Annotated in this window: 14 protein-coding genes; all 14 read left to right on the top strand. The window is 62.9% G+C overall.

Features of this window, described 5'->3' with window-relative positions; translation table 11 throughout:
- Window positions 1–155: 155 nt before the first annotated feature.
- The 14 genes from DN611_RS07770 to gmk all read left to right on the top strand — a co-directional run bounded on the left by DN611_RS07770 (window position 156) and on the right by gmk (window position 11,041).
- Complete coding sequence (locus DN611_RS07770) at window positions 156–1,502, top strand: butyryl-CoA:acetate CoA-transferase (RefSeq protein ID WP_021749884.1); 1,347 nt, start codon at window positions 156–158, stop codon at window positions 1,500–1,502.
- 266 nt (window positions 1,503–1,768) lie between these two features.
- Window positions 1,769–2,266 carry a CarD family transcriptional regulator gene (locus DN611_RS07765; protein WP_021749886.1) on the top strand — a complete coding sequence of 166 codons (498 nt, stop codon included), beginning with the start codon at window positions 1,769–1,771 and terminating at the stop codon, window positions 2,264–2,266.
- Between the two features lie 66 nt (window positions 2,267–2,332).
- Window positions 2,333–3,061: a 2-C-methyl-D-erythritol 4-phosphate cytidylyltransferase gene (gene ispD / locus DN611_RS07760; RefSeq protein WP_256264794.1), complete on the top strand. Its 729-nt coding sequence runs from the start codon at window positions 2,333–2,335 to the stop codon at window positions 3,059–3,061.
- Window positions 3,058–3,543, top strand: coding sequence for a 2-C-methyl-D-erythritol 2,4-cyclodiphosphate synthase (ispF, locus tag DN611_RS07755; protein WP_442950792.1), 486 nt, complete (start codon window positions 3,058–3,060; stop codon window positions 3,541–3,543). Before ispD ends, ispF begins: the two co-directional genes overlap by 4 nt.
- 80 nt (window positions 3,544–3,623) lie before the next feature.
- Window positions 3,624–3,875, top strand: a complete 252-nt coding sequence (locus DN611_RS07750) for a DUF3343 domain-containing protein (protein WP_021749889.1) — start codon at window positions 3,624–3,626, stop codon at window positions 3,873–3,875.
- A complete protein-coding gene (locus tag DN611_RS07745; protein WP_119311025.1) occupies window positions 3,872–4,996 on the top strand; it encodes an aminotransferase class V-fold PLP-dependent enzyme in 1,125 nt (374 codons plus the stop codon). Before DN611_RS07750 ends, DN611_RS07745 begins: the two co-directional genes overlap by 4 nt.
- Before the next feature lie 103 nt (window positions 4,997–5,099).
- Window positions 5,100–5,984: a diadenylate cyclase CdaA gene (gene cdaA / locus DN611_RS07740; RefSeq protein WP_021749891.1), complete on the top strand. Its 885-nt coding sequence runs from the start codon at window positions 5,100–5,102 to the stop codon at window positions 5,982–5,984.
- The gene (locus DN611_RS07735; protein ID WP_119311024.1) at window positions 5,974–7,296 is read left to right on the top strand and encodes a CdaR family protein; all 1,323 of its coding nucleotides are present in this window, start codon (window positions 5,974–5,976) and stop codon (window positions 7,294–7,296) included. The genes cdaA and DN611_RS07735 overlap by 11 nt, the downstream gene beginning before the upstream one ends.
- The gene (locus DN611_RS07730; protein WP_021749893.1) at window positions 7,293–7,703 is read left to right on the top strand and encodes a SoxR reducing system RseC family protein; all 411 of its coding nucleotides are present in this window, start codon (window positions 7,293–7,295) and stop codon (window positions 7,701–7,703) included. Before DN611_RS07735 ends, DN611_RS07730 begins: the two co-directional genes overlap by 4 nt.
- A gap of 4 nt (window positions 7,704–7,707) precedes the next feature.
- Window positions 7,708–8,613, top strand: coding sequence for a DUF5685 family protein (locus DN611_RS07725; RefSeq protein ID WP_119311023.1), 906 nt, complete (start codon window positions 7,708–7,710; stop codon window positions 8,611–8,613).
- Window positions 8,610–9,269 carry a J domain-containing protein gene (locus DN611_RS07720; protein WP_119311022.1) on the top strand — a complete coding sequence of 220 codons (660 nt, stop codon included), beginning with the start codon at window positions 8,610–8,612 and terminating at the stop codon, window positions 9,267–9,269. The genes DN611_RS07725 and DN611_RS07720 overlap by 4 nt, the downstream gene beginning before the upstream one ends.
- 29 nt (window positions 9,270–9,298) lie before the next feature.
- The gene (locus DN611_RS07715) at window positions 9,299–10,180 is read left to right on the top strand and encodes a YicC/YloC family endoribonuclease (protein WP_021749896.1); all 882 of its coding nucleotides are present in this window, start codon (window positions 9,299–9,301) and stop codon (window positions 10,178–10,180) included.
- 6 nt (window positions 10,181–10,186) lie between these two features.
- Window positions 10,187–10,432 (top strand): DUF370 domain-containing protein, encoded by a 246-nt coding sequence (locus DN611_RS07710; protein ID WP_021749897.1) that lies wholly within the window; start codon window positions 10,187–10,189, stop codon window positions 10,430–10,432.
- A gap of 12 nt (window positions 10,433–10,444) precedes the next feature.
- Window positions 10,445–11,041 carry a guanylate kinase gene (gene gmk / locus DN611_RS07705; RefSeq protein ID WP_021749898.1) on the top strand — a complete coding sequence of 199 codons (597 nt, stop codon included), beginning with the start codon at window positions 10,445–10,447 and terminating at the stop codon, window positions 11,039–11,041.
- Window positions 11,042–11,047 lie beyond the last annotated feature (6 nt).

The following is an 11,047-nucleotide window of genomic DNA, read 5'->3' as shown; positions in this document are numbered from 1 at the left end:
TCCGGTGAGGGGCCTGCCTTTTTTTGAAAATTTTGTGATTTTTTTCACGGTATGGATTGCTTTTCAAGGGCTGGTATGTTATACTCTTGACAATCAATGTAAGACAACACCGATGACATCATACAACAAACGGGAATTACAGGAGGAAGATCAACATGAGCTACCAGGAAGTGTACAAACAGAAGCTGACAACGGCCGACGAGGCGGTCAAGGCCGTCAAGTCCGGCGACTGGGTGGATTACGGCTGGAGCGTCTGCTCGGCGGATGCCTTGGATAAGGCGCTGGCCCGGCGGATGGGCGAGCTGACCGACGTGAAGATCCGGGGCGGTATCCTGACCCACAAGCCCGCCATTTTCGATGTGCCCAATGCGGCGGAGCATTTCTGCTGGAACTCCTGGCACATGGGCGGCATCGAGCGCAAGGCCGTGAGCGAGGGCTTCTCCTATTACATCCCCCTGCGGTATTCTGAGCTGCCGGGGTATTACCGCAACTGCATCAAGAGCCTGGACGTGGCCATGTTCCAGGTGGCCCCCATGGACGAGCACGGCTGGTTCAATTTCGGTCCCGGCGGCTCCCACCTGAAGGCTGTGTGCGAGTGCGCCAAGACCGTCATCGTGGAGGTCAACAAGAACATGCCCGTGTGCTTGGGCGGGTTTGAGAACTGCATCCACATCGACGACGTGGACATGATCGTGGAGGGAGAGAACCCTGCTTTGGATGAACTGGGCGGCGGCGGAGCCGCCAGTGAGGTGGACATGGCGGTGGCCAAACTGGTGGTGCCGGAGATCTGTGACGGTGCCTGCCTGCAGTTGGGCATCGGCTCTATGCCCAACGCCATCGGCAAGATGATCGCCGAGAGCGACTTGAAGGATTTGGGCGTGCACACCGAGATGTACGTGGACGCCTTCGTGGACATGTCCATAGCCGGTCGCATCACGGGCCTGCGCAAGCCCTTTGACCGGGGCCGGCAGACCTATGCCTTCGCGGCGGGCACACAGAAGCTGTATGACTTCATCGACAACAACCCTGAGTGCATGGCTGCTCCCGTCAGCTATGTGAACGACATTGCCCGGGTGTCTCAGATCGACAACTTCATCTCCATCAACGGCGCCGTGGATATCGACCTGTACGGCCAGGTGTCCTCTGAGTCCTCTGGAATTCACCATATCTCCGGTGCCGGCGGCCAGCAGGACTTCGTCATGGGCGCGTACCTGTCCAAGGGTGGCAAGAGCTTCATCTGCTGCTCCTCCTCCTACATGGACAAAAAAAGCGGCCAGCTGAAGTCCCGTATCCGGCCCACGCTGCTGGAGGGGTCCGTGGTCACCGCCACCCGCACCAACCTCCACTATGTAGTGACGGAGTACGGCAAGTTCAACGCCAAGGGCAAGTCCACTTGGGAGCGGGCCGAGGGCCTGATTGCCATCGCCCATCCTCAGTTCCGCGAGGAGCTGATCGCCGAGGCGGAGAAGATGCACATCTGGCGCCGTTCCAACAAGAGATAACAAAATCCTCCGGAGCCGGGCGGCATATCTGCCGTCCGGCTCTTTTGTACAGGGGGGACCTGTGTCTGGAGGAGCTGATGCCCTTGCCGCGGGTGGATGATTCTCTGCGGAAAGTGTAAGGCACTGGAAAAGATAGTAAAAAAATTTCAAAATAAGCTTGTAAAGCTGCTGAAAAGCCGGTATAATGAAATTTATGAAAACAGAAAAGTGGAAATAGAGAGAGCGGGTTCCAGTCACCGCCCGGCGGAAATGGGAAGGAGTTTACCATGTTCAGCGTTGGGGATCTGGTCGTTCATCCAATGCATGGGGCCGGCGTGATCGACGCCATCGTTCAGGAAAAGGTCGCGGGGAGTACACAGGACTACTATGTGTTCAAAATGCCGGTGGGTGGACTGCTGTTGAAGATCCCCACCGCCAACAGCCAGACGATTGGAGTCCGCTCGGTCATCCAGCGGCCGGAGGCGGAAGCCCTGATTGCCGCTATCCCGTCTTTGGCGGTGGAGGAGAGCAGCAACTGGAACAAGCGGTACCGGGAAAATCTGCTGCGGATGAAGAGCGGGGATCTGTACGAGGTGGCACGTGTGATTAAGGGGCTGATGTTCCGGGAACGGAAGCGGGGCCTCTCCAATGGGGAGCGGAAGATGCTTCATACGGCCCGCCAGATCCTGCTGTCGGAGCTGGTGCTGGCAGAGGACAGCGGCTATGAAGAGGTGGAGCGGCGTGTGGAGCAGGCCATGCTCCAGACACCGGAGATCCAGAGATAACGTGTTCGCGGACCATGTCCGCGAACATTCTGCTGTTTCAGGAGAAATTTCCAGGGAGGTCGGATCATGGCATTTTTCAAAAAATTCCGGGATGCCCAGCGCCCTTGCTGCGCCGCGCTGGTGGCGGCGGCAGGCAGTTCTTCCCGCATGGGCGGGGTGAACAAGCTGCTGCAGCCCCTGGACGGCATTCCTGTACTGGCCCGGACACTGACGGCCCTGCAGATGGCCCGGCGGATCGACGAGATCGTGGTAGCCGCCCGGGAGGAGGACTTTCTGGAGATCTCCCAGCTGTGCAGGACCTACGGCATCACCAAATGCACCAAGGTGATCCGGGGTGGGGAGAGCCGGGCCCACTCGGTGCTTCTGGCAGCACTGGAGGCCGGGGAGGGCATGGAGCTGCTGGCGGTGCAGGACGGCGCCCGCCCCTTGGTGACGCCGGAGCTCATCGACGATGTGGCGGAGCAGGCCGCCCGCTGCGGGGCGGCGGCCCCGGCGGTGGCGGTGAAGGACACCATCAAAGCCGTCCGGGACGACGGCACGGTGGCGGAGACGCTGGACCGGGCGGCCCTGCGGGCTGTGCAGACACCCCAGATCTTCGAGAGCGCGCTGCTGAAAGCCGCGCTTCAGGCGGCTGTTGAGGGGGGCATCCCCATAACGGATGACTGCTCCGCCGTGGAGCGGCTGGGCAAGCGGGTCTATCTGGTGGAGGGGGACGAGGAAAACCTGAAGATCACCACTCCGGTAGACCTGATTTTGGCGGAGGCTATTCTGCAGGCCAGGGAGGATCGGATATGACGAATCTGCGGATCGGACATGGATATGACGTCCACCGGCTGACGGAGAGGCGGCGGCTGGTGCTGGGGGGCGTGGAGATCCCCTGGGACTGTGGGCTGCTGGGCCACTCCGACGCGGACGTGCTGACCCACGCGGTAATGGACGCCCTCTGCGGCGCCGCCAAGCTGGGGGACATCGGCAAGCTGTTCCCGGACAGCGATCCCCGCTACGCCGGTATTTCCAGCCTGGAGCTGCTGCGGCAGGTGGCAGCGCTGCTGCAGGAGAGAGGATGGGCCGTGGTGAACATCGACGCCACCCTCATCGCCCAGGCCCCCAAGGTGGGCCCCTACCGCCCGGAGATGGAGGCGAACCTCTCCGCAGCTCTTGGGACGGATGCGGACCGGGTGAATGTGAAGGCCACCACAGAGGAGCATCTGGGCTTTACTGGGGACAGCTCCGGCATGGCGGCCCATGCGGTGGCGCTGCTGAAACGGCTCCCCTGAAAAAAGGACGTGCCTCGGGCGCGTCCTTTTCGCACGTCCGCGCCTCCCGACCATAGAATGGGTAGAGAGGAGGAGTGTCTGTGGAGCACTATTTGATTATCGCCCGCTCGGTGACCTATGCCCAGCGGATGCAGCGGGCGCTGGCCCGGTCGGGGATCCGAAGCCGGATCTTCCGGGCCCCCCGGGACCTGACGGACCGGGGCTGCGCCTACGCCGTGCAGATCGCGGACTCCGACCTGACGGCTGCCCTGACGGCCCTTCACAGGGAATCTTTGGACCCTGTTCAGATATTCTTGACTCAGCGGGGGACGTTCCGGGAGGTGAGACCGTGATCTATTTTGACAGCGCGGCCACCACCTTCCAGAAGCCCCGGACTGTGGCGGACGCCATGCGGAACGCCATGGCCACCATGAGCTCTCCCGGCCGCGGCGGATACCCCGCCGCCATGCGTGCGGCGGAGGCTGCCTTCGACTGCCGGACAGAGCTGGCGGAGCTGTACCATCTGGAGAACCCGGAGCAGGTGGCCTTCACCATGAACGCCACCCACGGCCTGAACATTGCCATCAAGAGCCTGGTGCCCCCCGGCGGGAAAGCCGTGATCTCCGGATATGAGCACAACGCTGTCACCCGGCCCCTGGCGGCCCTGGGGGCCCAGGTGTCCGTGGCGGCGGCGCCCCTGTTTCAGCCTGCAGCGGTGACGGCGGCCTTTGACCGCCTGATCGTGCCCGGCACGGACGCGGTGATCTGCAACCACGTGTCCAACGTATTCGGCTTCGTCCAGCCGGTGGAGGCTATCGCCGCTATCTGCCGGGAGCGGGAGGTACCCTTCATCATCGACGCGTCCCAGTCCGCCGGGATGCTGACCCTGGACATGACGGCCCTGGGGGCGGCCTTCATCGCCATGCCGGGCCACAAGGGCCTGTACGGCCCCCAGGGAACCGGCGTACTGCTGTGCGGGAAGGACGTCCCCGTCCGCACACTGCTGGAGGGCGGCACCGGCAGCATCTCTATCCAGCAGGAGATGCCGGACTTCCTGCCGGATCGGCTGGAGGCGGGCACCCACAATATGCCCGGCATCGCAGGGCTGCTGGCGGGGGTCCGATTCGTCCGCCAGCTGGGGCCGGAGGCCATCTGCGCCGGAGAGCGGCAGCTGACCTTCCAGGCGGCGGAGGGCCTGAGGCGGCTCCCTGGACTGCAGGTGTTTGCCCTGCCAGACCTGGCGGCCCAGGCGGGGGTGCTTTCCATTGTCCCGGAGCACATGGACGCAGAGGCATTGGGCGCGGCCCTGGCAGACCGGGGCATCGCCGTGCGGGCGGGCCTTCACTGCGCGCCCCTGGCCCACCGCACCGCCGGGACGCTGGACACCGGCACCGTCCGGCTGAGTTTTTCCCACTGGAACACGCGGGAGGAAGTATCCCGTTTCCTAGTGGCTATGGGGGAGATCCTGAGGTGACTTTCTGAACAGACCGTGAATTTTAGCTTGGTTTGCCTTGCATTCTACAGGCAGATTTTATATAATCTAGATATTCATGGCCTGAAAGGGATGATGACGTCCAATGGAATTTGTCACGCTCTCCACACTGCCCGGGATCATCGGCCGGTATCTGATGATGCTGAAGGTCACGGACATTTTGGATATAGCGATTATGGTGTTTGTGTTTTACAAGGCTCTGACGCTGATTCAGAGCACCCGGGCCGCCAGCCTGCTCAAGGGCGTGCTGGTGTTTCTGGCGGCGCTGATGCTGTCCATGGTCCTGAATATGAACAGCATCAACTTTATCATGAACCAGCTGGTGAGGTGGGGCGTGGTGGCGCTGATCGTCCTCTTCCAGCCCGAGATCCGACGCATCCTGGAGGAGGTGGGCAGCCGCCGCTTCATCGCCTTCTTCTCCCGGGCGGAGGCCGGCACCGCCGTGGAACAGGCCATCGACCAGACGGTGCTGGCCTGCACCGAGATGTCCCAGTCCCGCACCGGCGCCCTGATCGTGTTCGAGCGGGAAAACCTGCTGGACGACATGGTCCGCAGCGGCACGGTGCTGGACGCGGCGGTCTCCAGCGAATTGCTGAAAAACATCTTCTTTGTAAAGGCTCCCATGCATGACGGCGCCGTCATCGTCCGGAACGGGCGGGTGCTTGGCGCCGGATGCATGCTGCCTCTCAGCAAGAACGTGAACCTCTCCCGGGAGCTGGGGATGCGCCACCGGGCCGGTATCGGCATGAGCGAGAACGCCGACGCCGTGGTGGTCATCGTCTCCGAGGAGACCGGGTCCATCTCCGTGGCCATCGGGGGAATGCTCAAGCGGCACCTCAAGCCGGAGACGCTGGCCAATATCCTGCGGAACGAGTTGCTTCCGCAGGAGGCCGGGGAGGACAAGCCCAAGTTCAGCCTGATGAATCTGCTGCGGGCCGGAAGCACGGGAGGCGACAACCATGAAAAGTAATCCCAAGCAGAAGGCGGTGTATCTCGCCCTGTGCATCCTGGCGGCCATCGTGGTGTGGATCTTCGTGGACAACTTCGGAAACAACGGCGGTGCGGTGATGCATACCAAGTGGTTCCGGGATGTGCCCATCACCTACACTGGGGAGACGGTCCTTACAGAGCGGGGCTTCATGCTGCTGGACGAGGATACCGTCAGCACCGTGGATTTGGAGATGGAAGGGACCGCGTTTGACCTGGCTCTGCTGGACAAAGACTATATCCGGGTGACAGTGGATCTCTCCAACGTGAGCCGGACAGGGGTGCAGACGGTGACCTCGGTGATTTACGGCTATACGGAAGAGTATTTCCGGCAGAATATTACGGTGAGCGACCGGACGCCCTCCGTCATCACCATCAACGTGGCGGAGCTGTACCACAAGACGGTGGATGTCCGGTGCGAGATCTCCGGCAATGTGGCAGAGGGTTACTCCGCCGGAGAGCTGCAGGTCAGCCCCACGGAGATCGAGGTCCGGGGCGATCAGGAGGATGTGGATGCCGTCAGCTATGCCAAGGTGACCCTGGATCTGGGAGAGGACGCCACCTCCACGGTCACGGGAGAGCTGCCCATCCAGTTCTATGACGCAAACGACCAGCTGCTGGAGAACACCAGCCTCCAGACCACAGAGGAGACCATTCAGGTGACGCTGCCGGTATATGTCACCCGGGAGCTGCAGCTGACCATGAACTTCGTGGAGTCCGCCGGCGCCCGCATGTACAACGTGGACTGGGGGATCGAGCCGTCCACCATCTTGGTGTCCGGCCCGGCAGATGTGCTGAACAGCATGGACAGCATCGTTCTGGACGATTTCAATCTGGCGGAGCTGGGCAGCACCACCAATTACAGCTATGCCATTCCCATCCCGGAGGGATGCGAGAATCTCAGCGGCGTCACACGCGCCACGCTGCGCATCTCCTTCAAGGATATGCAGCGCACCACGGTGACGGCCACCAACTTCATTCTGGAGAACGCGCCGGAGGACCGGACCGTAGACCTGCTGACAGAGCAGCTGGCCGTGTCCATCTTCGGCACCAGCGGGGATGTGGGGGCCATTACCTCGGACAACATTCTGGTGACGGTGGATCTGGCGGACTTCGGCTCCGCCGTGGGCACCTACACTGTCCCCGCGGAGGTGACGGTGGTGGGGCACGACGTGGGCGTCTCCGGCGGGACGTATCAGGTGCGTGTCACCATTTCTGAACAGACATCCGATCAGCCGGCGGAGCCTGATACGCCCGCCGGAGAGACCCCAGATACAGGAGACGAGACAACATGACGCAGATCGCAACAGTTGAACGAATTTTAGATGCGGACCACGCGGAGATTTCCGTACCCCGGAAATCCGCCTGCGGACACGACTGCGAGGAGTGCGCCGGCTGCGGCGTCACCGGCGCGGCGGTCCACGCCCGGGCCAGCAACCCCATCGGCGCCCGGCCCGGACAGAAGGTGGTTGTGGAGAGCAGCACCAAGAATATGCTGCGGATCGTGGTACTGGTGTACCTGATCCCGGTGGTGCTCTTCCTGGCGGGGTATGTCATCATGTCCCTGCTGACGGACAGCGTGGCGGCGCAGTACGCGGTGGCTGCGGCCGGATTCGCGGCGGGCATCGTCTTTGCCATCTTCTATGACCGCAGGCTGCGGGCCAGGGGCGGCCTGACCTTCAACATCGTCCGGGTGTTCTGAGGCGGTGTTCGGCTATGTACGCCCCCCGCTGGAGATCCTGCCTCAGGAGGAGGCAGACCGGTTCCGGCGGGCATACTGCGGGCTGTGCCACACCTTGGGGGAGCGGTACGGCCCGGCGGCCCGGATGATCCTGAACTACGACTTCACCTATCTGGCCATCCTGCTGTCGGATCCGGAAGAAGCTGCACCCTGCCGGAGGCGGTGCGTGTCCAGCCCCGTCCGGCTCCGGGCGTACCAGCCCGCAACCGCGGCTCTGGAGCTGGCGGCGGATGAGAGCGTGATTCTGGCCTACTGGCAGCTGCGGGACGGCGTGGAGGACCACGGCCTCTGGAAGGGGTTGGGCTACCGGGTCTCCGCCGCCGCACTGCGGGGCGGCTATCGAAAGGCTGCCGCGGCCCGGCCGGGGTTTGACGGCCGGGTGCGGGAACAGCTGGCGGCTCTGAGCCGCTTGGAGGGGGAGTGTTGTCCCTCCATGGATCAGGCGGCAGATACCTTTGCCCAGCTGCTAGCGGCAGCGGCTGCCGGGGTGGAGGACCCGGTGCGGCGGCGGGTGCTGGAGCAGATGCTCTACCACCTGGGCCGGTGGGTGTATCTGATCGACGCGGCGGACGACCTGCAAAAAGACGCCGTCTCCGGGAATTATAATCCCGTGGCCCTGCGCTATGGCCTGCGGGACGGCAAATGGGACGAGGAGAGCCGCCGGGCCTTTGCCAGAACGCTGGACCACTCCATCCACATGATCGCCACGGCCTTTGAGCTGTGGGACTTCGGCGTCTGGCGCCCCCTGCTGGAGAGTACGGTGTACACCGGGCTTTTTGCCGTGGGCCGGGCCGTGCTGGAGGGCACCTTCCACAAAATGCCCCCCAGGGAACAGAGAAAGAAACACAAGAAGGCTGAGGAGACCACATGAACGATCCCTATCAGATACTGGGTGTGTCGGAGAACGCCTCCGACGAGGAGATCAAAAAAGCATATCGGGAGCTGGCCCGGAAGTACCACCCGGATAACTACCACGACAATCCGCTGGCGGATCTGGCGCAGGAGAAGATGAAAGAGATCAACGCCGCCTACGAGCAGATCACCAAGGAGCGGGCCTCCGGCAAGCGGGGGAGTGGCTCCGGCGGGGCCTCTTACGGCGCTTCCGGCTACGGCGGATACGGCGGCTATCAGGGCTACGGCGGATATGGGGGCTCCCAGAGTTACAGCGGTCAGAGCTCCGTGCTCCAGCAGGCCCGCATCGCCATCAACACCGGCAACATCAGCCGGGCGGAGGCGCTGCTGGCCAATTACAGCGACCACAATGCGGAGTGGAACTTCCTGAAGGGGGCGGTCTGCTACCGCCGGGGCTGGCTGGACGAGGCGCTGCGGTACTACCGGACCGCCTGCCAGATGGACCCCACCAACGCCGAGTACCGGCAGGCGCTGGAGTATATGGAGGGCACGGACGACACGGCATACCGCCCCGGCGGCGGGAGTTTCGGCACCTTTTGCGGCGGAAATCCCTGTATGAGCCTGTGCTGTCTCTGGGCGCTCTGCAATGGCGGCGGCTATTGGTTCTGCTGCTGAGAGACCACAAGAGAGGAAGTAGGGATCACATGATTAAGAGCATGACCGGCTACGGCCGGGCAAGACAGGAGCTGCACAAGCGGGACATCACGGTGGAGGTCCGCTCCGTCAACAACCGGTATCTGGACTGCACCGTGAAGATGCCCCGGATGTATGCCTTTGCGGAGGACGCGGTGAAAAAGCACGTCCAGCAGGCGGTGTCCCGGGGAAAGGTGGACGTGTTCATCACCGTGGACGCCACTGCCGCGGATGTGGTCAAGGTTGCGGTGAACCGGGAGCTGGCGGCCCAGTATGCCGCCGCCCTGGGGGAGCTGTCGGACGTCTGCGGCACAGCGGACTATCGGCCCGCGCCGGAGACGCTGGCCCGGTTCCCGGACGTCCTTACCGTCACGAAGGCGGATGAGGACCTGGAGACCGTCAGCGCCGACCTCTGCGCGGTCTTGGACGAGGCGCTGGCCGCGTACAATGACATGCGGGCCGTAGAGGGGCAGAAGCTGGCGGAGGACATCTCCAACCGGCTGGACGCCATTGAGCGCTACACCGGACAGGTGGAGATGCGGTCGCCGGAGACGGTGGCGGAGTACCGCGCCAAGCTCACCGCCCGGATGGAGGAGGTGCTGCAGAGCACCACCGTCGACGAGCAGCGGATCCTGATGGAGGCCGCCATCTACGCGGACAAGGTGGCTGTGGACGAGGAGACCGTCCGCCTGCGGAGCCACGTGGCCCAGCTGCGTACCATGCTGGCAAGCGACGAGCCCATGGGCCGGAAGATGGACTTCCTGATCCAGGAGGTCAACCGGGAGTCCAACACCATCGGCTCCAAGTGCAACGATGTGGCCATTGCCAATGTAGTGGTGGGGCTGAAGGCGGAAGTGGAGAAGATGCGGGAGCAGGTCCAGAATGTGGAGTGATGGAAGATGAAGCTCATCAACATCGGATTCGGCAATCTGGTCTCCGCTGACCGGCTGGTGGCTGTGGTGGGGCCGGACTCGGCCCCCATCAAGCGCATGGTGCAGGAGTCCCGGGAGCGGGGAATGCTGATCGACGCCACCTACGGCCGCAAGACCGCGTCCATTTTTATCATGGACAGTGACCACGTGGTACTGTCGGCCCTGCCGCCGGAGCGGTTCGCACCGAAGGAAGAGAGAGAGAACGAAGAATAGGAGCGTGTGTATATGAGAAAGGGGAGGACCTTTGTGGTCTCCGGCCCCTCCGGCGTGGGGAAGAGCACGGTGCTCAAGGCCCTGCTGGAGTCCCGGAAGAATCTGTATTTTTCTGTGTCGGCCACCACGCGGGACCCGCGTCCCGGAGAGCTGGACGGCATCCACTACCACTTCATGGACGTGGAGTCCTTCCGGAAGTGGATCGCCATGGACCAATTCCTGGAGTACGCGGAGTATGTGGGGAACTTCTACGGCACACCCAAGAAGTTTGTGGACGATGCCATGGAGGCCGGGAAGGACGTGATCCTGGATATTGAGATCCAGGGCGCCATCCAGGTGTGCAGCAAGCGGCCGGACACGGTGCGCATCTTCATCGCCCCTCCCAGCTGGGCGGAGCTGGAGCGCCGCCTGACAGAGCGGGGCACCGACAGCCCCGAGAAGATCCAGAAGCGGCTGCTGCGGGCCAAAGTGGAGTTTCAGACGGCCCACACCTATGATTACTTTGTCATCAACGACACCGTGGAGAATGCGGTGGGGGAGCTGAACGCCATTATCACGGCGGAGCACTGCAAGCCCCAGGAGCGCATGGAGATCATCAGCGGACGCTGAGACGCC

It is taken from the genome of Oscillibacter sp. PEA192 (assembly GCF_003574015.1).
Lineage (GTDB): Bacteria > Bacillota > Clostridia > Oscillospirales > Oscillospiraceae > Oscillibacter > Oscillibacter welbionis.
The sequence above is the reverse complement of the archived record's forward strand: the minus strand, read 5'-3'. Positions and strand labels throughout refer to the sequence as shown.